Source organism: Pedobacter sp. AC163, from assembly GCF_979258665.1.
In genome coordinates this window covers 5,255,269-5,281,543 of record NZ_OZ409872.1, presented here as the reverse complement: position 1 = coordinate 5,281,543, position 26,275 = coordinate 5,255,269, and the positions used below count along the sequence as shown (strand labels likewise).

Sequence of the window (26,275 nt, the reverse complement as noted above, 5' to 3'; positions counted from 1 at the left end):
TGTTTATATTTTAGGATATAGTTAAAGACTTCAATCCCTCTACAACTTTCAAATAGATCATTTGTGATTCCATTTTTATTTCTGAGGTAATGCTTTCTGAGTTGTCCAAAAATATAGGGGTGTAAATGTCATGCTCTTTGCTAAGCGTTTTAATCACATCCAAACCAGCAATGATTTTGTTTGCATAGTTGGTGTCAGAATAAGGAACGCCGCCGATATAAGCTTCACAAACCGGAACCTCTGCCCCATTTACCTGGAAATCGAATAGCTTGAATTTCACCAATGAGAACTTAGCGTTTACCGTTTCTTCAACCGCATTGATTTTCGCTTTATCAAAATCAGTGATATCGTTTTCGGTATGTTCAAGGTCCGCAAGTTCCTGGGCGTATTTTGTTTCTTTATCTTTAAGTTCCTCAATACGTATCGAACTTAGTTCAATGATTTGCTTATTGTTCAACCTCGTTTTTAAAGCATCAATTTTGGTGGAAAATTCCGATTTTTCAGTTTTTAGTTCTGATTGATCAACTGGTTCAACCTTTTCAATATCTCCTTCCGCTGATTGAATCTGTGCTACAATAGCAATGTGATCTGGATGAGAAGAAATAATTTCCTCAATAGTTTGAGTAACCTCTGGAGTTTGCTTGTTTAATTCAAGGAATTCTGCTTTGAAAGTTTCAAGTTGTGCCTCGGCATTTTCCAGGTCATTGTTAAAATCAACCAACTTCTGGTTCATTTCATTAATCTCAGATGTTAAAGAACCACCGACAACATTTATATCAGATAGACGTTTAGCTTTAGTTTCTGAGAAGTTTTTTACCAGCTCAGCACGTTTGCTTTCCGCTTCTTCTTCCTTGATAGGAGTTTTACATGTTGGACAAACGAATTCATCATCATTAATTACTAACTCAGATGCGTTGATTTCTTTAAACTTAACACGCATCTTTTCGATCTCAGCATTCTTCCCTTCAAGGTTTTGAACCGTCAGGCTTGCATTCTTTTTGATAGACAGAATTTCGCGTTCCGTATTATCAATGTTGTTACGGCATTCCTGTTTCTTCACAGCTAGGTCGTTACCTTTTGAGCTTTCGGCTAACTTGATTCTGTTTTCGATGGATTGCTTTTCAAGCTTCAAATCCGAAACCTTTTGTTGCTTAACCCGTATTGCTTCATTAGCGGTATTCTGAGCGGACAGTTGATCATTTATAGTGATATCAATATTTAATAAACGATCACGTAATCGTTCCAACTCAGTTTCTAACTCATCAAAATCTTCGGCATCTGGACGTGCCTTCATTTCCTGATCGATACGAATTGGAATAGCTTTCAACTCATCTTTAAGCTTAGTTTTTTGACCGGCAATCTGAGCTTTGTATTCCTTTAAGGTTTTGTTATTGGTCAATGAGGCAAGTAATGCAGTAAACTTTTCGTTACCAGCAGCTACTTCCGCATCTGATACCTCTGGCGCCAGCTTTAAAATAATTTCACGCTGTTTTGCCCATGGCATTTTATTAAAGAAAGAAACGTTGGTTAATAGCTTGAATAAATCCTCCTGTACCAAAGCATCAATCTTTTTGTTGTATTCGCCTTTTTGAACCGGAACGCCATCATAGTAGTACAAAGTTTCGTGCCCATTGAATTCAGTGGTTTTGCTGCCATGCTTTTTAACGTGCTTCTCTTTGAATATCTTTTTTAATTCGATATCAGATCCATTCACCTCGATAATCGCGGAAACAATATGCTCCTGTTTGTTTTTTTCGATATCGAAAGTACTCTTAATGTTGAAGTCTTTACGGTCCTCAGCATTTTTATCGAAAAGAAGGTATATCCATGCGTTTTGCAATCTGGTTTTACCAACACCATTATCTGCAGATACAGTACTTTCGATACTGTTGAAGGTGTGGGTTTCTAAATTTGAGCCGGCAAAGTTATCCAGCGTTAGTGATTTGAGTATTATTTTCATGCTTGCCTAATTTTTATGAGTTAATTAATTCTGGATTTTGGTGGATGTTGCCGATAATTCTGCAATCTGAAAGTTCGATATCACGTACTTGATCGATGGCGTGGTAATTATTTATCTCACCACTACCGATACCTAAGCAATCGCCCATCCAAACAAGTACACCAATTGAATCATCTGGAAATTTAACAATGTCATCAAAGAAATACATTGATCCTTGATTGTCTTTGATGCCAACTGATTGAACAACCTTATATACATCACCCCCGTCAAATCCATATACTTCAACCAAAGTAGTGTCTTGCCAATCTATGTAAACTGTTTTATCCGCATTGCTTTCTGTGGGATATGCATTGAACTTAAGCTGCATCATGATTTTAAGTGTTTAATGATCAGAAGGATGATTACGATACCGGTAACTATTACCGCTTTCTTTGCCAGGCTATCCTTTGGGCTTTCTGGTTCGAAGTTTATGTGATCGAATACTTCCATTACGTTACTATTTTAGTTTGAATCCAATTTTCAACATCAGCCCTAGTGTATTGAATCTCCCGGCCGGTGGGAATGAATTTTAATTTACCGCTTGCTCTTGCTATCCTTTGATGGTAGGAAGATTGTTTAAATTCCTTTTCTACATCCAATACCGTCATGATTAATGACCTTTCATTAGTACTGGACTTACTTAGGTTGAAATTTTTAATTAAGGAACTTAAATCATCAATCTTACCCTCCAGTCTAAGGAAGTCTGTCATTGATGGTATTTCCATAATTACGTGGTTAATTGATCAACTAAAGAAGGATTTTCGTGCTTGTTACCAAGAACAGTTACATTTTCAACACCCAATAAATACAAAGGGGTATCGATGTTCGGGTTTTTACTTAATCCGATGTACTGGCCATCTTTAAGATCAACTTCAAATGTTTGTTTCTGACCTGGTTCAAAACTTACCTCAATAACATCGCCCATGAATAAAGGCTTGCCTTGATTAAGATTAAATGGTGTAGACGGGATTTTTTCGCCGTTGATAACGGCAATTTCTGGAATGAAATAGCTCATAATTTTTGTGAGTTAGAGTGCTTGCGTTTTTTTACTTTGTTCGGATAACTACAGTTACCCCCTTTTTTGTGCGGACCCGAAAGACCTTGTCTTTTCCAATGTCCTTGTAGAAGTTATTAATGCCCTGTCGCCAACTTTCTTCCAACTCCGATTCTATCGGGAAGAACTGGTTAAGTTCCAATCGCATTAAATTTTCTTTTTTTGTCAAAAAGTCGTTTAATTCTATCATGGTTAAGTTTTTATGTTATATTTGCATTACATTTGAGATATGTAATAGCAACTAATACTTTACAAATATATAACATTTTCAAATAAAAGAAACTAATACTTTACATTTTTTATTAACATCTACCAATTTTTATATAAAATGAGTTCTTATAACAGAAAAATACTTGGACAAATAATTAAATTTCGGCGGGAGGAAATAGGCTTAACGCAGCATCAACTGGCTACAATGGTTGAAATAAGTCGGCAAGGATTTATAAATATTGAATTAGGAAATTCTTCCGCACCACTTGACAGAGTAATTTCTTTAAATAGAGTTCTTGGTGTAAACCTAATCGACAATGATCTATTATTTAAGGAAGGTGATTCGATTACTTATGATGAATACAAGTCATTTTACCAAAGCGCTAAAGCAAGTTCTTTAGGAGAACAGTTAGAGAGCATTGCAAACAGCCAGAACAAAAAAGATCGTTTCATTCAATTGCCAAACGGAAAGATTATGATGGCGGTTGATCTGGTGGAGCCATATGCGGAAGCTGGGTTCTTAAGTCAATACAGAAGTGGTGAGCTCACTATAAGCCCAGAGAAACACTGGATGATTGTAGATAAAGAGCATCAAGGCGAATATCTTGCCTGGAGGGTTAAAGGCCATAGCATGGATGATGGCACCTCTGAAAGCATTCCAGATAAATCATTGGTTGTAGGCAGGAATATCAAACGTGATCTTTGGAAAGATGGCTTACATCTGCATAAATGGAGATACTACATAATTCTTCACAGAGATGGGATAGTAACAAAGGAAATAACCAGCCACGATAGAAATACTGGAATTCTTAATATTCATTCTTTGAATATGGATAAACATGACTATCCGGATTATGAAATAAATATCGAGGATTGCTACGCCATATACAATATAGTTGACAAAACTCTACCAGTATAAGTACATTAAACCTATAATTTATATTATATTTTTATAATATATTTGTATATATTATATAATAAACTGATATTTGTATCATATTCAAGAGATACAATGTTAAATCATAATAAATTTAGAGAAGGAATGGGTTATAGACTGGCCCATTTTAGAAAGTCACAAAACTGGAATCAGTCTACTTTGGCCGAGGTACTTGAAACGTCACAGGCGAGGATTTCACAGACTGAAAACGGTTTTGTAGATGTTGAGCCTCAATGGATGGTTTCGCTGGCTACAAAGTACAAGTTAAACCCAATGTTCATTTTGGGATTAAGCAGGAACCTTTACATCCGCGAGTTAAAGCAAGGCTATGATTCGGGTGCTAAAATTCCATTTATGTCTTCCCCGGTGATGGAGCAGCCGAACATTGGCGATGAAGACTAAATAATTGAAATGGTGCCTAAAATGGTGCGGGCACTTTTGAAATACATAGCATAGGTAAATTTAAGGCCTATATTTTTTAAATTGACGAATCCCTTCCGGGGTACAATTCAAACCTTCAACTTTAAAGAGTTGAAGGTTTTTTTATTTACCAGCCATCTAACTTCAATTCATTTTTTTTACTAATTTTGTTAGCATTGAAAAGATCAGGAAGTGCAGATTTACCTTTACATTACGGCCAGGTACCACCTTGGTTGGCGCAACGCATGGCTAAACTTGGCTTGGCAATAACGGAATCTATTTTGATGGAGTATGGAAAAGCTGAAGTAATTCGAAGACTGAGCAATCCATTTTGGTTTCAAAGTCTGGGTGCGGTGATGGGAATGGATTGGCATTCGTCAGGCATCACCACATCTGTAATGGGCGCTTTAAAGAAAGCAATTAACCCACTCTCCAAAGAATTAGGCATTTACATCTGTGGTGGAAAAGGCAAGTTCAGTCGAGAAACGCCAAATGAACTGCTAAGAATTGCAGATCAAACAGGTCTTAATGGAACGGAGTTGGTTAGAGCCAGTAAATTGAGTGCCAAAGTAGATAATACGGCGATTCAAGATGGCTTTCAATTGTACCTACACAGCTTTATTTTAAGCAACGATGGCGATTGGGCAGTCGTGCAGCAAGGCATGAGTGATGAAAGCTCAACTGCTCGGCGTTATCATTGGCATTCTGAAAACCTCACATCATTTGTTGACGAACCGCACACCGGAATTTGCGGTATCAATCAAGGGCAGATTCTCAACTTAACTTCGAGCCAGGCAAATATTACCAGGCAAACGATGATGGAGATTACTGAAGAATCTCCAGTGAAAATGATTTCAGAGATTCAAAAGTTAGTCATGCCGAAACATCACGATGTAAAAGCAAAAGACATTGATTTAAAAAGATTAGGCAGTATTTTATGGCTGGCACAAGAAAAGCAACCAGCAGATTTTGAAGAATTACTTTTATTGGAAGGAATGGGGCCACGAACCTTGCGATCATTAGCTTTGGTAGGCGAGGTAATTTATGGTACCCCGTCACGTTTTTCCGATCCTGCAAGGTATTCATTTGCTCACGGAGGAAAAGATGGTCATCCCTTCCCTGTTCCCGTAAATGTATATGATGAAACCATCAGCGTACTTCAAAATGCAGTTGAAAAAGCTAAAATCGGAAATGCAGATAAACAACAAGCTATAAAATCTTTACATCAAATCGCTCGAAACGCAGAAGGGGATTTCGTCCCGAATATGGATTTCGATAAAGTAATTGCAAAAGAAAGAGCTGAAAGCTGGAAATATGGAGGAAGAACAATTTTTGGAAAAGAGAAACCACCCAAGAATGACCAGCTAAGGTTGTTTTGACAGATGCTGAAAGAATGCCGGAGTCAATAAACATAATGAGATAGATGCTGAAATGAATTACCATTGACGTTTTTAACTTTCCGTCATTGCCTGCGGCAGGCAGGCGATCCCGATTTTATCGGGAGAAGCAATCTCATTTGTTGTATTATTTTATTAAGGAGATTGCTTCGTGCCTCGCAATGACGACCGTTTTTAACGTCATTTATATTGATTTTTATGAAATAAATCACCTCTCAGCATTACGAAAGTTCGATGTCAATTCCGTGACTTCAGTGTTTCCGTGGCAAAAAACTAGCTTCTGTTAATATTCGATAATCCATAAAAGAAGGTCGCTGCTTTCAACACCACCTAAACTTGATGACAACTTAAGAGATTGCCACAGCCAAAAGAGAAATTGACCTCTCAAAGACGACCCTGTCAACAAAAAAGGTCGTGGCTTGCACCACGACCCTAAAAATATAAAAATTAAAAACCTGTTAACTAAGCATAAGCTACAGCATCTCTCGATGCCAGTTTTGTAGTTCCCATCAAGTATTCGTCTACTTTACGAGCGGCTTCTCTCCCTTCGGAGATTGCCCAAACTACTAAGGATTGTCCCCTGCGAACATCACCAGCTGCGAAGATCTTCGCAATGTTAGTTTGATAAGTATGTTCTGAAGCTTTTACATTCCCTCTATTATCCAATTCGATACCAAGCTTTTCGAGTAAACCTTCTTTTTGTGGATGCAAGAAACCCATGGCCAAGAAAACCAATTCACATGGTAAATCTCTTTCTGTACCAGCCAATTCTTTAAATGAAACGGGACGTCCAACAGCATCAATTTCCCACTCTACATCTACTACCTTTAATGCTTTCAAATTTCCGTTTTCGTCAGCAATAAAATTTTTAGTATTAACCGACCAAGCTCTTTGAGCACCTTCTTCATGAGAAGAAGTGTTTTTCAAAAGCATTGGGTAATTTGGCCAAGGCATATTTTCTGTGCGTGTTTGCGGCGGCATTGGCATAATTTCAAATTGGGTCACCGATTTAGCGCCATGGCGATTCGAGGTTCCGATACAGTCGGAGCCTGTGTCTCCACCACCAATCACAATTACATTTTTACCATTAGCCAAAATATCTTCAGCAATAATTTCTCTGTTTGCAACACGTTTGTTTTGCTGCTTTAAGAAATCCATGGCAAAGTGAACCCCTTTTGCCTCACGACCAGGAATTGTCAGATCACGAGGAATGGTTGAACCTCCAGCCAGCACTACAGCATTGAAATCTCTTAAGAGTGTACTGATTTCTACGTTCACACCTACATTGGCATTTGTTCTAAAGATTATTCCTTCTTCTTTCATCAAATCAATGCGGCGATCCACCACATTTTTCTGTAGTTTAAAATCCGGAATACCATATCTTAATAAACCACCAGGTGCATCATCACGTTCGAAAACCGTAACTTCATGCCCAACCTTATTCAGCTGAGCAGCAGCGGCTAATCCTGCTGGACCTGAACCGATAACGGCAACTTTTTTACCTGTTCTGATTAATGGCGCTTTTGCTTTGATAAAACCTTTGTCAAAAGCAATCTCTATAATATGCTTTTCAATTTCTTCAATAGAAACTGGCGGACGATTGATACCTAACACACATGCAGATTCGCATGGTGCCGGACAAATTCGACCAGTGAATTCAGGGAAATTGTTAGTGCTTAATAAAATTTCCGCTGCCTGCTCCCATTTACCTTGATAAACGGCATCGTTAAATTCTGGAATCACATTACCCAATGGGCAACCTGATTGACAAAACGGAACGCCACAATCCATACAACGGGCAGCTTGATTGTTTAATTCTTGTGCGGGTAATTCATTTAAAAATTCCCCATAATGTTTTACACGAGTTTTAGCCTCTTCTCTTGTGGGCGCAACTCTATCGTATTCTTGAAATCCTGTTACTTTTCCCATGGCTTAGTGTGTTTTTACTTGTTGATTACGTTTTGCTAAAACTGCTTTGTATTCCTTAGGAAATACCTTTACAAAATGATTGGATTGTGTTTTCCAATCGCTTAAGATAAATTCTGCTACTTTACTATCAGTCAAACGGATATGCGTTTTAAGTAAAGCGAGAATTCTTTGTTCATCTTCAGTTTGTAATGGATCGAGATCAACCATTTCTTTATTGCATTTACGAGCAAAAGTTCCTTTGGCATCATACACCCAAGCCACGCCTCCGCTCATTCCTGCTGCAAAATTACTTCCGGTATCACCAAGAATCAGCACTTCACCACCGGTCATGTATTCACAACCGTGATCTCCAACGCCTTCTACTACTGCGGTTGCACCCGAGTTACGAACTGCGAAACGCTCACCAGCTTTACCACGGGCGAATAACTCACCAGAAGTTGCTCCATAAAGCGCTACGTTACCAATGATAATATTTTGCTCTGGAATGAAAGTTGAATTTGAAAAAGGATAAATGGCTAAACGAGCACCAGATAAACCTTTACCCACATAGTCATTTGCTTCACCTTCTAAAGATAACGTAACTCCACGGGTATTAAATGCACCGAAACTTTGTCCTGCCGAACCTACAAACTTGAAGTTGATGGTATCGGGCGGCAGACCTGCACCCAAATGCACTTTAGAAATCTCGTTAGATAACATAGTTCCTAATGAACGATCTGTATTTTTCACGTTAAAGCTCGCAAAAACAGGCTCATTATTGGTAATTGCAGGTTGTGCAGCTGCGATTAATTGATGATCTAAAACGTGTGTCAAGCCATGATCCTGCTCTTCCGTATTAAATAAAGGCAATCCGTTATCTTCCGCTTTAAAAAGAATTGCAGAAAGATCCAGATACTTTAATTTCCAATCTTCTTCTGGTAATTCCCTAACCTTTAAAATATCGGCTTGTCCAATCATTTCATGAATGGTTCTGAAACCAAGTTCAGCCATAATCTCACGTAATTCTTCAGCGAGAAAATGGAAAAGATTCACTACGTGAGCTGCATCACCACTAAATAATTTTCTTAGTTCAGGGTCTTGTGTCGCCACACCAACCGGGCAAGTATTTAAATGGCATTTACGCATCATGATACAACCAGCAGTAACCAAGGCAGCGGTAGCTACTCCCCATTCTTCAGCACCTAACAAAGCTGCAATAGCAATATCTCTACCCGTCTTTAGTTGTCCATCCGTTTGCAGAACGATGCGGTTACGTAATCTGTTTTTAACCAAAGTCTGGTGCGCTTCTGCTAAACCAAGTTCCCAAGGTAAGCCAGCATGTTGAATAGAAGTTAATGGCGATGCACCTGTACCCCCATCAAAACCTGAAACCAGAATAACATCAGCATGTGCTTTAGCTACTCCTGCAGCAATGGTTCCAACTCCAGCCTTAGATACCAATTTTACATTGATTCTGGCAGCACGATTGGCATTTTTCAAATCATAAATCAGCTGTGCTAAATCTTCGATTGAATAAATATCGTGATGCGGAGGCGGAGAAATCAAGCCTACGCCTGGTGTAGAGTGGCGCACTTTTGCAATCCAATCATCCACTTTATGACCAGGTAACTGACCACCTTCACCAGGTTTTGCACCTTGAGCCATCTTAATCTGTAACTCATCAGCATTGGTTAAGTAGTAACTGGTTACGCCAAAACGAGCGGATGCAACCTGCTTAATCGCCGAACGCATGCTATCACCATTTTCCATTTTGGTGTAGCGCATTTCATCCTCACCACCCTCACCAGTATTGCTTTTACCACCAATGCGGTTCATCGCAATAGCTAAAGTAGAGTGTGCCTCGTGGGAAATTGAACCAAATGACATTGCTCCAGTTGCAAATCTTTTTAAGATTGCCTCGGTAGACTCTACTTCATTTAATGGAACCGATGGTCGGGTATAATTAAAATCAAACAACCCACGTATGGTATAAGCTTGTTGAGTTTGCTCATTTACCAACTTTGAATATTGCTTGAAAATGTTGTAATCATTCTTACGTGTCGCGTTTTGCAACAAGTGTATAGTTTGCGGGTTAAACAAATGTGCCTCACCCCTGCGACGGAATTTGTAAGTTCCTCCTGCCGGCAATAAATTCTCCGTTTGTGTTGCTGGTCCGAAACTGCGGTGATGTTTAATCAAAGTTTCCTTTGCTATTTCGTCCAATCCTAAACCACCAATACGAGAAACTGCTCCAGTGAAATAAGTGTTTACTACTTGTTTATTCAGACCTAGAATTTCGAAAATTTGCGCACCTTGGTAAGACTGCAAGGTAGAGATCCCCATTTTAGAGAAAATCTTAAGCAAGCCACTGTTTACCGCGTAGATGTAATTTTTTGTTAATTGCTCTGCTGATAAACCAGATTCTTCTTGAAATCCATTGATTGTTTCCAAGGCCAGATATGGATTTATAGCTGTAACGCCGAAACCTAATAAGGTAGCAAAATGATGAACTTCCCAAATATCTCCACCCTCAATTACAATACCTACAGCGCCACGATAGCCTTTACGAATTAAGTGGTGATGTACAGCCGAAACAGCCAATAATGATGGCATTGCAGCATGTTCCGAATCGATCGCCCTATCCGTTAACACAATCACCTGGAAACCATCTTCTACGGCATCAACAGCATAACGGCATAAGCGATCTAAAGCTTTCGCCATTGCACCTGGTTTCCCGTCGGCCCTAAAATAGGTTTGCAATGTTTTTGCTTGAAAAACCCCGGTATCAATACTTCTTAATTTCTCTAACTCTTGATTAGTTAAAATTGGATGCTTGATGGCCACACAATGTGATTGCAAAGGATTTTCTTCTAACAAGTTACCATTGCTGCCCATGAAGCTAGCTAAACTCATAACCACTTTTTCCCGGATCGGATCGATTGGAGGATTAGTTACTTGTGCAAAAAGTTGCTTAAAGTAGTTTGATAAATGTTGCGGACGTTTTGATAAAATGGCAAGTGGCGTATCTGTTCCCATTGAACCGATTGGCTCCTTAGCCTCAACAGCCATTGGTTTCAACAACAAATCAATGTCTTCTCTGCTGTAACCAAAAACCTGCTGATATTTAAAGATAGATTCTTCAGATAGTCCCGTAAACATTACACGTGGTTCAGGCAACTCTTCTAAACGAATTTGATATTGGTTAATCCAGTCAGCATATGGACTTTTACTACAAACCTGAGTTTTAATTTCTTCATCACTGATAATTCGTCCCTGTTCCATATCAACAACAAACATTTTACCAGGTGTTAAACGACCTTTTTCAATAATTGTGCTCTGGTCGATTGCTAAAGCACCCGCTTCAGAACCCATTATTACACGATCATCAGAAGTGATGGCATAACGCGATGGACGTAAACCATTGCGATCCAACGTAGCGCCAATTAACTTGCCATCGGTAAATGCAATTGCAGCCGGTCCATCCCAAGGCTCCATTAAAGTAGCATGGAATTCGTAAAATGCTCGTTTTACGGGATCCATATCTTCATTGCCATCCCAAGCTTCAGGAACTAACATCATTAATACATGAGGCAAAGTTCTTCCAGCATGAAGCAATAACTCAATAACGTTATCTAAACAACCTGAATCTGAGTTCGTTTCATCGATAACCGGCAACAACATATCTAGTTCTTCTGGTGTAAAATAGGCAGACGCAAAAGATTTTACCCCAGCCCTAAACCAGTTTAAGTTTCCTTGTAACGTATTGATCTCTCCATTGTGCGCTATAAAGCGAAATGGCTGAGCTAATCTCCATGATGGAAACGTATTGGTCGCAAAACGTGAGTGAACTAAGCCTAAGGCAGAAACCACACGTTTGTCGCTTAAATCATTAAAATAGGTACGAACCTGCAAAGAAGTAAGCTGACCTTTATAAATGATCGTTTGCGCAGAAAGGGAAACGATATAAAAATCTTTACCACCATGAACCGTGTTTACGATTAGCTTAATGAGGTAGTTTTTAAAAATGTAAAGCTTGCGCTCAAAATCAGCACCGGGATTAACTGTGTACGGACGACCGATAAAGACCTGTTCAATTTCAGGTTCCACAGAAAGCGCCATGTTACCGATATCAGTAGTATCTACATCAACCTTTCTAAATCCTAAAATCTCCAGACCAAGCTTTTCTGCAGCACGGTAAATAAGTTCACGGCACTCTTCTCTTGATCTGATATCCTTTGGCATAAATAACTGACCCACACCGTAATTATTGGTTTCTGGTAAGCTAAAGCCAGCTTTTAAACATTCATCATAAAAAAATTCGTGGGGAATTTGAATCATTATACCGGCACCATCGCCTGTATTTGGTTCTGCTCCACATGCCCCTCTATGATCTAGATTTTCTAAAATAGTAAGTGCATCGGAGATGATTTGATGCGATTTTCGCCCTTTCACATGTGCAACGAACCCAATACCGCAGGCATCGTGTTCAAATTGCGCATCGTACAATCCACTGTTTGGTTCCATTCTTTGCTCGTTAGTTGTTAGTGTATAGGAAACACTAAGATACAAAAAACGAATTTTAAATTACAGAGTTGTTATGCTTTTTAGGATTATTTTAGTTTAAAAGCAAATATCGACATATTATTTGCAAAATAATTAATTTTAAAAGTAATTATTTACGGATTTCATAATTCGATTTTTTCTCGAAATAATAGCTTTTGTCAGGCCTTATCAAACAAAAACGATTTAGCAAATAAAATCATATATGAAAATAACGTTTATTAATAAATTTCGAGTGTCACTGACCCTTACTAATTAATTATCGTGTTTAAGTGACTTCATCAGCTGCATTTATATAGATGCATTGCGCAACAGTGGTCATCACTTAATTTTATTTTGGTATGAATCAGTTAGATAGCCTAAATGACTAAAAATTTAAAAAAATGCATTTTGCAAAACAACATCTTTTTCTACCTTTGTGGCGGGCAAGTCTTTTACGACCAGCTCCCTTTGAACTCCCCCAGGATGGGAACATAGCAAGGGTAGAAGGTTGTAGCGGTGCGATAGAAGGTGCTTGCCCTTTTTTTTCTTTTCCCTTAATCCCCTGAAGGGGGAATTAAATTCTTCAGGGTTCAATTTTGAAACTCAAATACTTAAGAATTTATAACCATGAAATTTTTTATTGACACAGCAAATCTTGATCAAATCAAGGAAGCACATGATTTAGGCATTTTAGATGGCGTGACCACTAACCCAAGCTTAATGGCGAAGGAAGGTATCACTGGCGAAGAAAATGTAATTAACCACTACAAAGCCATTTGCGATATCGTTGAAGATAATGTAAGTGCAGAAGTGATCTCGACCACCTTTGATGAAATCGTTAAAGAAGGTGAAGCACTTGCTGCTTTAAACCCAAAAATAGTTGTTAAAGTTCCGATGATTAAAGATGGTGTTAAAGCCATCAAATATTTCTCATCAAAAGGGATTAAAACAAATTGTACTTTAATATTCTCTGCCGGACAGGCTTTATTAGCTGCTAAAGCTGGCGCAACTTATGTTTCTCCATTTTTAGGTCGTTTGGATGATATTTCTAGCGATGGATTAGTATTGATTGAAGACATCAGAACAATTTTTGATAACTACGGTTACGAAACTCAAATCTTGGCAGCATCAATCCGCGGACCGTTGCATATTGTTAACTGTGCTAAATTAGGCGCAGACGTAATTACAGCTCCATTGGCTGCGATTGTTGGTTTGCTAAAACACCCATTAACTGATAGCGGTTTAGCTACTTTCTTAGCAGATCACGCTAAGGCAGCAGGTAAATAAGCTTTGAGTCTTCAGTCGAGAGTCTGGAGTCTAAAAAAAGTCCTAAGCATTGAGTTTAACTCTTACTTAGGACTTTTTTATTTTTAAAGATATTAAATGAATAAGGGAAGTATGAGTCTTTTTCGGCTTCAGCGCTTAGCATACGCCGATCTCAAAACTAAAAACTTCCAACTTTAAACTCAAAACTCAAAACTTCCTTCACTTTCTCGTAACTAATCTGCTCGTCGGGCTCAATCAGAATACCTTTCACTCCTGCCCCATTTGCAGCCTCAACATCTCTTGGCTTATCCCCAATCATTACCGATTGAGCAGGATCGATATCATACATCTCAATAGCATCGAGAATCATTCCAGAGGCAGGTTTGCGACATTTACACTCCCCGCCAACAGTTGGATGGTGTGGACAATAGTAAAAACCAGCAATATCAGCGCCTTTTGCTACAAAAGCATTTCTCAACATTTGATGCATAATTGCCAGCTCTTGCTCGCTATACCTTTTTAACGCAATGCCGCCTTGATTTGTAATTACAATAAGCAGAAAACCTTCATCATATAATTTCTTCAGTACGGGAATTTGATACTCCAGGATCTTAAAATCTTCAACTCGACAGATGTAATCATAAATTTCGTGATTTAAAACGCCATCACGGTCTAGAAAAATAGCTTTATTCATTTAAATTCGGGATTGGAGACTCCAGCTTAACTGAATTATCTCTAGTAAAAATTGATTTGCTAAAATATATAAAATATAATAATCAAGTGTATTAGTTATATCGATTGAACTTTAAACCTAATGCCCAAATCGGGTAGCAAAAAATAATTTCATCAAACATCAAACTTTTTATTTTATCAGGGGTTATCTATATAATTCACATTATACTAATCTTTTACAGATTAATTTGTTTGGTTTAAAAAAGGGATTTATGGATATAGATCCCTTTTCTTTTGAGCAAAAATTATTTACTTTATATTAGCTTTTTATATCAATCACTTCCTTAAACCAGATGAACAGAAAAAAATTCCTTTCCTCTTTTATTGCAGGTGCTACCGTAATGCCCATTTTTAAAAGCTTCGGCAATAGTATTGAAAGTGAAACTTCATCATTTAAGATACCACCATATTTAAATCGCGGCGATTGGATTGGAATAACAAGTCCGGCTGGTTTTATCACTACGGAACAAGTGCAGCCTTCAATTTTGCAGATGCAAAGCTGGGGTTTCCAAATAAAAATAGGTGAAACAATTGGAAAACGTGATTTCACTTACGGCGGCACAGATGAGGAAAGATTGAAGGATTTCCAAACGATGTTGGACGACCCTAATATAAAAGCCATCATGTGTGCCCGGGGCGGATATGGCTTCGTCAGAATCATTGATCAACTAGATTTTTCATCATTTAAAAAAAATCCAAAATGGATTATCGGATTTAGTGATATCACTGTTTTACATTGCCACCTAGCCAAAAACTATGGCATTGCTTCTATTCACTCCAAAATGTGTAACAGTTTTCCAGATGATTGGACGAAAGCAGAACCCATTCAGATCGAAACCATCTTATCAATAAAAAATGCCTTAATTGGAGCACCAATGGGATATTCAGCCCCCACAAACATGAATAATAAACCAGGAAGCGTAGAAGGAGTTTTAGTTGGTGGAAATCTTAGTATTATTGAAACACTGTCTGGCAGTGATTCCGATTTGGACACCAAAGATAAAATTCTCTTTATTGAAGATACAGGTGAATACCTTTACAGCATCGATAGGATGTTATGGAACTTGAAACGTAGCGGTAAACTAAAAAACCTGAAAGGTTTGATAATCGGAGGTTTCAAAGTTAAACCAGATGATACTGGCGAAGAGTTTGGCAAAACTATTTATGAGATAGTGTTGGAAAAAGTTAAAAACTACAACTACCCGATCGCATTTGACTTCCCTGTAGGGCATCAACGAAATAATTTTGCACTAAAATGTGGCGCAAACCATAGTTTGAGAGTTACTGAAACAGGAACTACCCTTCAAAGCCTTTAATAATCATTTACGATATCAAAGTAGAGATCCCGGAGATGATAGCGTAAGACTAAACGGTTTTTACTTCATCTTCACTGTAATCTTTAATATCGGTGATGTAACCGTTAACTAAAAGGAAATCAAAAAGTGGCTTTGCCTCAGGCGTAACAGGCATATTCGAAGTTGTAATTACTTCATTTGTTTTTTTATCTAAAAACGGATAGGCAAACAAACGAACATTTGTATTGAACATGTCGTTAACATAACTCAATAACTGACCAGAATAATTTTCACCTTTAAAATTTGTAGAGTTAAAAACGAACTTCAAGTTGTTAATGTTGGTAGCAAGGCCAACACTTTTTGGCTTACAACGAGCCAAATACTTAGCTAACCGATTATGACGAGTGAAATTTGAAACGATCACAATATTTCCAGTATCGCACATTTCTTGCGTACGTTTAGCAACCGATTCTAAATCAATATGGTCTGGAGTTTCTTGTTCATCCGTTAAAACATTGGTCAATAAAACCTCAATCATAACAGCAATATTTCCCTCTTCTACTTTATTGGTTCGTTTAAATTGCTCTGTAGCCTTGTTAAATAGATTGAAATTTGGTAATGATTTCTGACCATATTTGGTTCGCAAAATCATGATGTCCTTTTTGTACAATAAATCTTTAGCTTGGCGTGGGTGAGTATCTGCGTCAAAAATAGCTGCCGCAGAAAAATCTTTCATAATCATGTATAAATTAAGTAAGATATTATCTACCCCAGGAAATGCCGGTCCCTTAACCGAGATTAAATCTATTTCAACCGAACCGATCGTTAAATTATCAGCTAGAGATTCAACCATTAATTTTGGATCTTCATTAAGATAGAAGGCTGCATAAACCAAATTAACGCCAATAATACCAAGCACACGCTGTTGCATATTTACATCGGTATCAAGCAAGCGAACATGGAAAAATATTTCATTTGGAGCACCACCTGGCTCGTTTTGGAATCGAAGTCCTACCCAGCCGTGAGGTTCATTTGTACGTTTATAATTTAGTGTGGTAACTGTATCGGCAAAAGCAAAAAATGTTCTACTCTCATATTTTTCGCCCGATAATCTTTCGTTAAGTAGGCCAAATTCATGATCGAGCATTTGCAAAAGTCTATTCTGGCTCACATAACGACCATTAGTTTCAGCACCATAAATCGCATCGCTAAAAGTCATATCATAGGCCGACATCGTTTTTGCAACGGTTCCGGAAGCTGCACCAGCGTTAAAAAAATTCCTTGAAACTTCTTGCCCTGCACCAATTTCGGCAAAAGTACCGTATATCCTTGGGTCAAGATTAATTTTAAGTGCTTTACGTTTAGTATCCAGAATTTCTCTTTCCATGGCGCAAAAGTACAAAAAAATGACGTTAGGCTAACTTGATGTTTCAACTTAAAATCAATCTAAATATAAAAAATAAGATTAACGTCATCCAACGTTAACCTTATAAAACCTAAACTTAAACTATTATGAAAAACCCTCTTTCGAGAATATTTTGTTCTACGATACTACAATTTCTTTGTGTTGTAATTTAGTATCGTCTTTTTTGCCGATGTTAATTACCAAAATACCATCTTTATATTCTGCGGTAATTTTTTCACCATCTGCAGTTTCTGGTAAATTAAATGATCTGGCAAACGAGCTAAAATCAAATTCTTTACGGGTATAATCTTTGGCAATTTGTGTTTCGTCTTTTTTAACTTCTGCCCAAACAGAAAGCGTATCTTTTTTTAAGTTGATTTGAAAATCTTCTTTCTTCAAACCTGGTGCCGCCAACTCAATTACATATGCAGTCACATTTTCATGAATGTTAACGTTTGGCGATTTATCAACCATTTTGTTTTTACTTACTGCTTCACTAAACAATGAATCAAAAACATTGTTAAAGTAAGGTGCTGTGTTGCGGGTTCTGTTGTTAAAATTTACAAGTGTCATATCTTTAATTTTATTTTTTTAATCTGATATCAGTCGTTATTCAACTTACATACCAAACCAAATTTTTATGATTTTTAAGACATTTTGGCAAAATAAATCGAAATCAAAAGACAAATTGTCAGAAATACGTGATTTTTCCGACAAATTCAACTATAAAACGAACATTCATCTTCGTTTTGTTGATTTTGATTTAATGGGCCATGTGAATAATTCAGTATACTTTACCTACTTGGAAATTGCGAGAACTAAGTATTGGGAAGAAATTGTAAAGTGGGATTGGAATAAAACTGGAATCGTCATTGCTCATGCTGAACTGGATTATATCCTGCCGATTGTGATGAATGATAAAATAGCTGTTCATGTGAAAACATCACGAATTGGCAATACAAGCTTTGACTTGGAGTACCAAATTGTAAAACTAAAGGGAACCGAGGAAGTAATTTGCAGTAAAGGAAAAACAGTCTGCATAGCGGTTGACACTAACACAAAAAGACCAACTATAATACCTGAGGCTGAAAAGCAAAAAATGTTGACTTTTGAGCAGCTAATTTAATATATCGTATGCTTTAGCAATTAAATTCAATGGTAACTAGGCATTTTATATGCTATTAATTGAGATTGCTCCTTCGAAATAACCGAATTTTTTTCGGGAAATAAGATAACGAAACGACTAAACATTTTTGCTCCTGATCGGAAGAAATCATTAATTTTCTAATCAGCAAATACTACCTTGTTTTATAAAAAAATTGGCCGATTTGCATTCCATTTTCGACGGTAAATTTTCCATTTAAAAACATATCTTTGCGCAAAGATGAAGCATATACGTAATTTTTGCATTATTGCACATATCGACCATGGCAAGAGCACTTTGGCTGATAGGTTATTAGAATATACAGCGACAATTTCGCAGCGTGAAGCGCAGGCGCAATTGCTCGATAATATGGATTTGGAGCGTGAGCGAGGCATAACGATTAAAAGTCATGCCATACAAATGAACTATAAGGTTGGAGATATTGAATATAACTTTAACTTGATTGATACCCCTGGACACGTCGATTTCTCTTATGAAGTTTCGCGTTCTATCGCTGCTTGCGAAGGCGCTTTATTAATTGTAGATGCTTCGCAAGGGATTCAGGCACAAACCATTTCGAATTTGTATCTAGCTTTAGAACACGACCTCGAAATTATTCCAATCTTAAACAAAATGGATTTGCCTGGGGCGATGCCTGAGGAAGTCAAAGATCAGATTATTGATTTAATTGGCTGCAAACGCGAAGATATTATTCCTGCATCGGGGAAAACTGGCTTAGGAATTCCCGATATTATTCAAGCCATTGTAGATCGTGTTCCAGCACCTGTTGGCGATCCTGAAGCACCGTTACAAGCCTTAATTTTCGACTCGGTTTTTAACTCTTTTAGAGGAATTATCGCTTATTACAAAGTGGTAAACGGCGAGATTAAAAAAGGCGATAAGGTTAAGTTTATCAATACAGGAAAGGAATATCTTGCTGATGAGGTAGGAATTTTGAAACTAGATATGGCACCACGGAGCGTGGTTAAAACCGGAGATGTGGGTTATATCATTTCAGGGATAAAAGAAGCCAGAGAAGTGAAAGTTGGTGATACTATTACAACGACTGCCAGACCTTCTTTAGATGCAATTCAAGGTTTTGAAGAAGTTAAACCAATGGTTTTCGCCGGGATTTATCCTGTTGATACCGATGAATTCGAAGAACTTCGTGAAGCAATGCACAAGCTGCAGCTGAATGATGCATCTATCGTATTTGAACCTGAAAGTTCGGCAGCCTTAGGCTTCGGTTTCCGTTGTGGATTTTTGGGAATGTTGCACATGGAGATCATTCAAGAGCGTTTAGAGCGTGAATTTGACATGACGGTAATTACAACCGTTCCTAACGTATCCTACATCGCTCATACTACAAAAGGAGATGAGATTTTTGTAAACAATCCATCAGACCTCCCTGATCCGAGCAAACTGGATTCTGTTGAGGAACCATTTATCAAAGCCAATATTATTACTAAAGCCGATTTTGTCGGACCTGTAATGTCACTCTGTATTCAGAAAAGAGGAACGATTGTAAATCAATCCTACTTGACTTCCGATCGGGTTGAACTGGTTTTCGAAATGCCAATGGGCGAGATTGTTTTCGACTTTTATGATAAGTTAAAAACCATTTCAAAGGGCTACGCATCTTTCGATTATCACCAGGTGGGTTACCGCAAATCAGATCTGGTTCGTTTAGATATGTTAATTAATGATGAACCGGTTGATGCCCTTTCTTCACTCATTCACAGAAGTAACGCTTACGATTTCGGAAAGAAAATTTGTGAAAAGCTAAGAGAATTAATTCCTCGTCAACAGTTCGAAATTAAAATTCAAGCCTCTATTGGCGCAAAAGTGATCGCTCGTGAAACACTCAGTGCTTTACGTAAAGATGTTACAGCTAAATGTTACGGTGGTGATATTTCCCGGAAGCGTAAATTATTAGAGAAACAGAAAAAAGGTAAAAAACGCATGCGCCAGGTTGGAAACGTAGAAATTCCACAAAGTGCATTTATGGCGGTTTTGAAATTGGATTAAAAATTAGATATGAGATAATAGGCATGAGACATTAGACCATTTGTTCGATCTCAGATCTTAAATCTCACTTTTCACATCTCTTCAACAATGAAATTATTAGACGGTAAATACGTATCAGAAAAAGTTAAAGTTCAGATTGCTGAAGAAGCTGCAGAATTTTTAAATAGCAATGGACGCAAGCCTCATTTGGTTGCCATTTTAGTGGGCAACGATGGCGGAAGCGAAACCTATGTGGCCAGTAAAATGAAAAACTGCGAGAAGGTGGGTTTCAAATCTTCACTTCACCGTTATGATAATTCGGTTACTGAAGCTGAATTATTGACTAAAATCGAAGAAATTAATCAAGATGCTGATGTTGATGGATTAATTGTCCAGCTCCCTTTACCAAAACATATAGACCCTGAGAAAGTTACGGAAGCTATTGATTACCGTAAAGATGTCGATGGTTTTCATCCTGTAAACTTGGGCAGAATGATGCGTAATCTACCCTGCTTCATCCCTGCTACACCTTATGGAATTTTGTTGATGTTACAGGAATATAACATTAATACCTCTGGGATGCACTGTGTAGTAGTAGGAAGAAGTAATATCGTTGGCAGTCCGATGAGTATTTTAATGGCCCGGAATGCAAACCCAGGCAACTGCACAGTTACGCTTACGCATTCCCGCACAAAGGATTTAAAAGAACAGGTTTTACAAGCCGATATTATTATTGCGGCAATTGGTAAAAAGAATTTCATCACCGCCGACATGGTAAAACCGGGCGCTATAATTATTGATGTGGGCATCAACCGTGAAACATCTACTGAAACAAAATCTGGTTTCAAATTATATGGAGATGTAGATTTCGAAAACGTAGCGCCAATTTCATCTTACATTACACCTGTTCCCGGTGGAGTCGGTTTAATGACGATTGTAGGTTTGTTGAAGAATACATTAGCATCAGCCAGGAAAGAAATTTATTCTTAAAGCTGAAAGCTTAAACGCCAAAGCGAAAAATCCACGGTTCAAAAATAATTAAAAGCAATTCAAATAATGGATTGCTTTTTTACGTGTAAATATTTTTTATTATACGTAAAATAATTATATTTGATTATAAATATAATGTTATGGATTCGAAACTAACTCTAAGCTTTAACCAAGACGTAGTAACAAAGGCTAAGAAATACGCTGCTGATAACAATATTAGCCTATCGCGTTTAATTGAGCATTTGTTAACTCAAGTTACTTCCAGTGATTATAAATCACTAGAAGATTACCCCATTTCTGATTGGGTAAGTATGGTTGCAGAGGGCGAAGTAGAATATAAAAAAACCGTTAAGGCTGGCCGCAAAGCATCAAAAGATGAGTTCTTTTCTTCTAAAAAATAATCGATGAAGATATTTTTAGATGCAAACGTTTTAGTTTCAGTTTTGAATAAAGAATATCCCCTTTTTACTTATTCTTCAAGGATTTTAAGTTTGGCATCTCATCCAAAATTTGAAGTTTATACTTCGCCACTTTGCCTAGCAATTGCTTTTTACTTTGCAGAAAAAAAACATAAATCACTGTTAGCGAAACAGAAAATCGATTTGCTCTGTCAACATATTAAAATTGCTGAAAACTTATCAAAAGGTGTTTCAGATACACTTGCAAACAAGTCTATTCATGATTTTGAAGATGGATTAGAATATTATGCTGCTGAATCTGTTAACTGTAAATGCATCATTACCGAAGATGTTGATGATTTCTATTTTGCTGAGATAGAAGTTTTAAATTGTCAAGAGTTTTTTAAAAGGTATTTACTAAACTGATTTAACCACAGATGGACACAGATAAACACAGATTTGTTAGCAACGAAAACACAGAAGTTAAGCTCGTTTCTATTCATTAAGGTTTCGGTGGCTAATATTTTTGCTTAACTCTATCTGTGTCCATCCTTTTTTATCTGTGGTTAAACTTATTCCCAAAGTTTACTCCACCAACCTTCTTCAAAACCAATATACAAGCCATCTTCTCTCAACTCACTTGGATAAATGTCAATATAATCGCCCTGACCCTCCGCACCTCTTCCGGTTTCCAAACTGTATTCATAGCGATGTATCGGACAGATCAGATGACCATTCTTGCACCAACCACCAGAAAAGTGGCCGCCAGCATGTGGGCAAGAAGATTGGGTTACCACAATTTTTTCTTCATTATTGATTACGCAGAGTTGTTTGCCATTAACCTCAAGGGTCTTTATTGAATTGGCATTCGGGATTTGATTAGTATTTAGCGCTTTGAACCACTTCATCCAGCTAAAATAACTATTTAAATATCAGTCTTATTTCATCTTTACATTAATTTTTAAAAGAGGAACCGCTACACCGTATTTTTTTAAGATATTTGCATCCTCAAAAATGAAACAAGATATACCAGAAGACGGCACATTACTTCCTTTAATGGAAGAGTTCTATACTATACAGGGCGAAGGATTCAACACCGGAAAAGCAGCTTATTTTATCCGCTTAGGTGGTTGTGATGTGGGATGCCACTGGTGCGATGTGAAAGAAAGCTGGGACGCTGAAATGCATCCCTTAACTCCTGCTGATGTAATTGTAGAAAATGCAGATAAGTTCCCAGGCAAAGCTGTGGTAATTACTGGCGGTGAACCACTTATTTACAATCTTGACTACCTCACTCAAAAACTTAGAGATAGAGGTATCTTAACATTTATTGAAACTTCGGGTGCTTATCCTCTTTCAGGCCATTGGGATTGGATCTGTTTATCACCAAAGAAATTTAAAGCACCCAGACCCGATATTACCCCTTTCGCCCACGAGTTGAAAGTTATTGTTTTTAATAAAAGTGATTTTAAATGGGCAGAGGAATATGCGGCAATGGTATCGCCAACCTGTAAGCTTTATCTTCAGCCAGAGTGGTCAAAATCCAAGGAAATTACCCCAATGATTATTGAGTACGTAATGGCTAACCCGAAATGGGAGATCTCTTTGCAAACGCATAAATTTTTAAATATTCCTTAAATAGTCTACATTAGCTTTGATCACCAAATGTTGATGTAATGAAATACTGGTTTCTCTTATTCTTTAGTATATCAGTTGTTTTCTGTTATGCTCAAAGTTCACCTAACAGAAAAGCACAAACTTTTTTCGAAAAGGCAGGACCATACATTGAGAAATTAGATTATGCATCTGCTGAGCAAGTTTTGAAAAGTGCTGTTGAGGCAGATCCCCTATTTCAAAATGCATTCGCCTTACTCGGCGGCGTTTACAAAGCGCAAAAGAAATATCCAGATGCTAAAGTCGCTTACCAAAAAGCATTACTGATCAATAAAAATGTAGCTCCTGAAGTGATGTATGGCTTAGCCGAGATGGAATTTGCCACACAAGAATACGATCAGGCAAAAAAACATTTTAATGAATTCTTATTATTAGATAATTCTTCTGACCGGGGAAAACGAGCAAGGAAATACTTAATGGACTGTGATTTTGCATCCCTTGAAATTAAAAAGCCCGTGAAGTACGCACCAGCTAATCTAGGAGATGGCGTTAATACAAACGACTCAGAGTATTTCCCTGCTTTAACAGCCGATGGAGAAACATTGGTATTTACACGCCTAACGAACGGGAACGAAGACTTTTGGACTTCTCAATTCAAGAATAATTCATGGAATTTAGCTACGCCTTTATCAGCCAACATTAATACGACTAGATATAATGAAGGCGCTCAAACGATATCTCCAGATGGAAAATATTTATTTTTTACGGGATGTAATCGCCCAGATGGGCTGGGTCGATGTGATATTTATGTTTCTCACCGTGAAGGCAAAGATTGGGGCGAACCTTATAATATTGGCAAACCTGTAAATTCTGAATATTGGGAGTCGCAACCTGCAATTAGTCCAGATGGTAGAACTTTATATTTCATCAGCAACCGTCCCGGCGGTTCGGGAGGCTACGATATCTGGAAAAGCACTATTACTGATGATGCCAAATGGGGACCTGCTATAAATCTTGGTCCTGAAATAAATACAATTTACGATGAAAACACCCCCTTCCTACACGCTGATGGAAAGACACTTTACTTTTCCTCAGATGGATGGCCAGGTTTTGGAAACAAAGATATTTACTACAGCAGAATGGATGTTGGAGGAAAGTTTCAAAAACCTGTTAATATTGGCTATCCAATAAATTCATTTGATGATGAGAGCGGTTTAATTGTTAGTGCTGATGGAAACATGGGAATGTTTTCCTCTAACCTAAAAGACGGCTTCGGTGGTCAGGATATTTATAGTTTCGGTTTGCCGGAAATTGCGAAACCAATGAAAGTTTCTTATGTTAAAGGAATTGTGAGAGATAAGGACACCAAGAAAACGATAGAAAGCAATGTTCAGGTTATCGATTTAAAATCAAACAATACACTTTTTGATGACTATACCGACCCCGAAACTGGCCAGTTTCTAGCTGTTATGCCTATCGGAAGTAATTATCTTTTCAATGTTAATGCAGAAGGTTATTTGTTTTATTCTGAAAACTTTGAATTAAAGGCTGGCGATATTAACAAGCCCTACCAAATAGAAGTTTACATCGAAAAAATTAAACAAGGTGGAAATGTAACTTTGAGAAATATTTTCTTCGACACTAATAAGTACAATCTTTTGCCGGCATCAATTAGAGAACTGGATTTATTGATTGAGTTCTTAAATCAAAATCCAACGGTCGATATCGAAATTCAAGGTCATACAGATAATATAGGGGATGCTAAATTGAACGAAAAGTTATCACTTAATCGGGCAAATGCCGTTTATGAGTATTTATTAAAAAACAATATTGAAGCCAAAAGACTCACGTTTAAAGGATTTGGGGCAAATAAACCAATTGCAGATAATAAAACCGAGCTCGGGCGAAAAAGCAATAGAAGAACATCATTTTTGATAACTAAAATTTAATTTTTAATAGAAAACAAAATCTGTCTTGGATTATTAGAAAGGCATGAGCTGTTTGTCAACAGATTTTTCGTTCCACTACCATTGACGTTTTTAACTTTCCGTCATTGCCTGCCTGCGGCAGGCTGGCGAAATCGACTTTTCACCGATTGAACCTACAGCGAAGTGCGTTTGCCACAATCCCATTTGTGGCATTATTTTATCAAGTGAGATTGCCTCGAAACTATTAAAAATAGTTTCTCGCAATGACGACCGGTTTATAGCGAACTAGCCTATGAAAATACTATTACTGCTAAAACTTCTTCCCTTTCAAAACCCTAATTTCTGAGCCTTCTGCGAGCATTACTGAATCTGGTTCAGCATGGTTAAGAAAAGCGAAATCACTTCCGTAATTAATCCCAAAATCAACTTCAATTTTGTATTGTTTAACTGGGTAAGCTTCCCAGCGTGGATGTTCTACGCCATATTCAGAAGTTCTATTCAATCCAATCTTGGTATAACCCCAATAATGTTCGGTAATGAATTCTTCTTCGCTGCCCACAACAATTTCCTCAGCTTTTGATGAAGCGGTAACAGAAAACTTATTCCAGGTTTTGTTCTTCCAAAGATAATCCACTTCAAGCTGATGTTCCTGCTCAATCCAAACATGTTTCATCGGCAAGGTCTGGTAGTTCTCTTTGTAAACTGTATTTGCCACAAAGGTGATGGCTGGCAACGGCACAATTTCTTTTATAAAAACAACGCCCCTCTTCCACTCATCACCGTCTTGGTACTTAACGTAAAAACGAAGATTAACTTCTTCAAAATTGGTATGAAACGGGATATTAAAGCCTCTCAATTTTACATCTACGAACATAAAACCAACTAAGCTCACATAATATTTACCTTGCCAATCATCCAATTCTGTATTGGGCGGTATGTATTTCGAAAGCACAGCCTTATCCACAGCATATTGTGCCAAAGCAAGTTTTCGCCATTCGGCAGTAAGAAATACCTTTGAGTTTATCATTT

25 protein-coding genes and 1 other RNA gene are annotated in these 26,275 nt (G+C 37.6%); 13 read left to right on the top strand and 13 right to left on the bottom strand.

Features of this window, described 5'->3' with window-relative positions:
- Positions 1-10: 10 nt before the first annotated feature.
- Genes ACZZZK_RS22910 through ACZZZK_RS22885 form a run of 6 tightly spaced genes read right to left on the bottom strand, consistent with a single transcriptional unit; the run spans position 11 to position 3,243 of the window.
- Positions 11-1,960, bottom strand: a complete 1,950-nt coding sequence (locus tag ACZZZK_RS22910; RefSeq protein ID WP_463486162.1) for a hypothetical protein — start codon at positions 1,958-1,960, stop codon at positions 11-13.
- A 13-nt stretch (positions 1,961-1,973) separates the two neighbouring features.
- Positions 1,974-2,330, bottom strand: a complete 357-nt coding sequence (locus ACZZZK_RS22905; protein ID WP_463486161.1) for a YopX family protein — start codon at positions 2,328-2,330, stop codon at positions 1,974-1,976.
- On the bottom strand, positions 2,327-2,449 hold the full coding sequence (locus tag ACZZZK_RS22900; protein ID WP_463486160.1) for a hypothetical protein: 123 nt from the start codon (positions 2,447-2,449) through the stop codon (positions 2,327-2,329). Before ACZZZK_RS22900 ends, ACZZZK_RS22905 begins: the two co-directional genes overlap by 4 nt.
- Positions 2,449-2,724 carry a hypothetical protein gene (locus tag ACZZZK_RS22895; RefSeq protein WP_463486159.1) on the bottom strand — a complete coding sequence of 92 codons (276 nt, stop codon included), beginning with the start codon at positions 2,722-2,724 and terminating at the stop codon, positions 2,449-2,451. Before ACZZZK_RS22895 ends, ACZZZK_RS22900 begins: the two co-directional genes overlap by 1 nt.
- A 2-nt stretch (positions 2,725-2,726) precedes the next feature.
- Entirely contained in the window at positions 2,727-3,014 is a 288-nt protein-coding gene (locus ACZZZK_RS22890; RefSeq protein WP_463486158.1) for a hypothetical protein, read from the bottom strand.
- Between the two features lie 31 nt (positions 3,015-3,045).
- Positions 3,046-3,243 carry a hypothetical protein gene (locus ACZZZK_RS22885; RefSeq protein WP_463486157.1) on the bottom strand — a complete coding sequence of 66 codons (198 nt, stop codon included), beginning with the start codon at positions 3,241-3,243 and terminating at the stop codon, positions 3,046-3,048.
- A 138-nt stretch (positions 3,244-3,381) separates the two neighbouring features.
- Between ACZZZK_RS22885 and ACZZZK_RS22880 the strand changes: the two genes are divergently transcribed.
- The 3 genes from ACZZZK_RS22880 to ACZZZK_RS22870 all read left to right on the top strand — a co-directional run bounded on the left by ACZZZK_RS22880 (position 3,382) and on the right by ACZZZK_RS22870 (position 5,999).
- Positions 3,382-4,182: a helix-turn-helix domain-containing protein gene (locus ACZZZK_RS22880; RefSeq protein ID WP_463486156.1), complete on the top strand. Its 801-nt coding sequence runs from the start codon at positions 3,382-3,384 to the stop codon at positions 4,180-4,182.
- Positions 4,183-4,275: 93 nt separating this feature from the next.
- A complete protein-coding gene (locus ACZZZK_RS22875; RefSeq protein ID WP_463486155.1) occupies positions 4,276-4,602 on the top strand; it encodes a helix-turn-helix domain-containing protein in 327 nt (108 codons plus the stop codon).
- A 194-nt stretch (positions 4,603-4,796) separates the two neighbouring features.
- On the top strand, positions 4,797-5,999 hold the full coding sequence (locus ACZZZK_RS22870) for a DUF763 domain-containing protein (RefSeq protein WP_463486154.1): 1,203 nt from the start codon (positions 4,797-4,799) through the stop codon (positions 5,997-5,999).
- A gap of 480 nt (positions 6,000-6,479) precedes the next feature.
- Here the strand turns inward: ACZZZK_RS22870 and ACZZZK_RS22865 are convergent, their stop codons facing one another.
- Positions 6,480-7,946, bottom strand: coding sequence for a glutamate synthase subunit beta (locus ACZZZK_RS22865; RefSeq protein WP_463486153.1), 1,467 nt, complete (start codon positions 7,944-7,946; stop codon positions 6,480-6,482).
- Between the two features lie 3 nt (positions 7,947-7,949).
- The gene (gltB, locus tag ACZZZK_RS22860) at positions 7,950-12,449 is read right to left on the bottom strand and encodes a glutamate synthase large subunit (protein WP_463486152.1); all 4,500 of its coding nucleotides are present in this window, start codon (positions 12,447-12,449) and stop codon (positions 7,950-7,952) included.
- Between the two features lie 459 nt (positions 12,450-12,908).
- On the opposite strand from gltB, the gene ffs reads away from it, so the two are divergent.
- An RNA gene (gene ffs / locus ACZZZK_RS22855) (signal recognition particle sRNA small type) lies at positions 12,909-13,008 on the top strand.
- 86 nt (positions 13,009-13,094) lie between these two features.
- Entirely contained in the window at positions 13,095-13,754 is a 660-nt protein-coding gene (gene fsa / locus ACZZZK_RS22850; protein ID WP_265801112.1) for a fructose-6-phosphate aldolase, read from the top strand.
- 157 nt (positions 13,755-13,911) lie between these two features.
- On the opposite strand, the gene ACZZZK_RS22845 is transcribed toward fsa, so the two are convergent.
- Entirely contained in the window at positions 13,912-14,427 is a 516-nt protein-coding gene (locus tag ACZZZK_RS22845; RefSeq protein ID WP_463486151.1) for a D-glycero-alpha-D-manno-heptose-1,7-bisphosphate 7-phosphatase, read from the bottom strand.
- A gap of 331 nt (positions 14,428-14,758) precedes the next feature.
- On the opposite strand from ACZZZK_RS22845, the gene ACZZZK_RS22840 reads away from it, so the two are divergent.
- Positions 14,759-15,781, top strand: a complete 1,023-nt coding sequence (locus ACZZZK_RS22840; RefSeq protein WP_463486150.1) for a S66 peptidase family protein — start codon at positions 14,759-14,761, stop codon at positions 15,779-15,781.
- Between the two features lie 49 nt (positions 15,782-15,830).
- Here ACZZZK_RS22840 and ACZZZK_RS22835 read toward each other — a convergent pair whose 3' ends face one another.
- Together ACZZZK_RS22835 and ACZZZK_RS22830 are read right to left on the bottom strand one after the other, a co-directional pair.
- Positions 15,831-17,147, bottom strand: a complete 1,317-nt coding sequence (locus tag ACZZZK_RS22835; protein ID WP_056848809.1) for a hypothetical protein — start codon at positions 17,145-17,147, stop codon at positions 15,831-15,833.
- A gap of 156 nt (positions 17,148-17,303) precedes the next feature.
- Positions 17,304-17,738: an Hsp20/alpha crystallin family protein gene (locus tag ACZZZK_RS22830; protein ID WP_463486149.1), complete on the bottom strand. Its 435-nt coding sequence runs from the start codon at positions 17,736-17,738 to the stop codon at positions 17,304-17,306.
- 67 nt (positions 17,739-17,805) lie between these two features.
- On the opposite strand from ACZZZK_RS22830, the gene ACZZZK_RS22825 reads away from it, so the two are divergent.
- The 5 genes from ACZZZK_RS22825 (at position 17,806) to ACZZZK_RS22805 (ending at position 22,130) form a co-directional block, all read left to right on the top strand.
- Complete coding sequence (locus tag ACZZZK_RS22825; RefSeq protein WP_463486148.1) at positions 17,806-18,291, top strand: acyl-CoA thioesterase; 486 nt, start codon at positions 17,806-17,808, stop codon at positions 18,289-18,291.
- A 258-nt stretch (positions 18,292-18,549) separates the two neighbouring features.
- Positions 18,550-20,337 carry a translation elongation factor 4 gene (gene lepA / locus ACZZZK_RS22820; protein WP_056848806.1) on the top strand — a complete coding sequence of 596 codons (1,788 nt, stop codon included), beginning with the start codon at positions 18,550-18,552 and terminating at the stop codon, positions 20,335-20,337.
- An 87-nt stretch (positions 20,338-20,424) separates the two neighbouring features.
- Positions 20,425-21,306, top strand: a complete 882-nt coding sequence (locus ACZZZK_RS22815; protein WP_463486147.1) for a bifunctional 5,10-methylenetetrahydrofolate dehydrogenase/5,10-methenyltetrahydrofolate cyclohydrolase — start codon at positions 20,425-20,427, stop codon at positions 21,304-21,306.
- Between the two features lie 140 nt (positions 21,307-21,446).
- Positions 21,447-21,707, top strand: a complete 261-nt coding sequence (locus tag ACZZZK_RS22810; protein WP_463486146.1) for a DUF6364 family protein — start codon at positions 21,447-21,449, stop codon at positions 21,705-21,707.
- A 3-nt stretch (positions 21,708-21,710) separates the two neighbouring features.
- A complete protein-coding gene (locus tag ACZZZK_RS22805) occupies positions 21,711-22,130 on the top strand; it encodes a PIN domain-containing protein (protein WP_463486145.1) in 420 nt (139 codons plus the stop codon).
- A 146-nt stretch (positions 22,131-22,276) separates the two neighbouring features.
- Here ACZZZK_RS22805 and ACZZZK_RS22800 read toward each other — a convergent pair whose 3' ends face one another.
- Positions 22,277-22,612: a Rieske (2Fe-2S) protein gene (locus ACZZZK_RS22800; RefSeq protein ID WP_463486144.1), complete on the bottom strand. Its 336-nt coding sequence runs from the start codon at positions 22,610-22,612 to the stop codon at positions 22,277-22,279.
- A gap of 106 nt (positions 22,613-22,718) precedes the next feature.
- On the opposite strand from ACZZZK_RS22800, the gene ACZZZK_RS22795 reads away from it, so the two are divergent.
- Both ACZZZK_RS22795 and ACZZZK_RS22790 read left to right on the top strand, forming a co-directional pair.
- Positions 22,719-23,342, top strand: a complete 624-nt coding sequence (locus tag ACZZZK_RS22795; RefSeq protein ID WP_056848802.1) for a 7-carboxy-7-deazaguanine synthase QueE — start codon at positions 22,719-22,721, stop codon at positions 23,340-23,342.
- A 38-nt stretch (positions 23,343-23,380) separates the two neighbouring features.
- Positions 23,381-25,267 carry an OmpA family protein gene (locus ACZZZK_RS22790; RefSeq protein WP_463486143.1) on the top strand — a complete coding sequence of 629 codons (1,887 nt, stop codon included), beginning with the start codon at positions 23,381-23,383 and terminating at the stop codon, positions 25,265-25,267.
- 289 nt (positions 25,268-25,556) lie between these two features.
- Here ACZZZK_RS22790 and ACZZZK_RS22785 read toward each other — a convergent pair whose 3' ends face one another.
- Positions 25,557-26,273 (bottom strand): YqjF family protein, encoded by a 717-nt coding sequence (locus tag ACZZZK_RS22785; RefSeq protein WP_463486142.1) that lies wholly within the window; start codon positions 26,271-26,273, stop codon positions 25,557-25,559.
- Between the last annotated feature and the right edge of the window lie 2 nt (positions 26,274-26,275).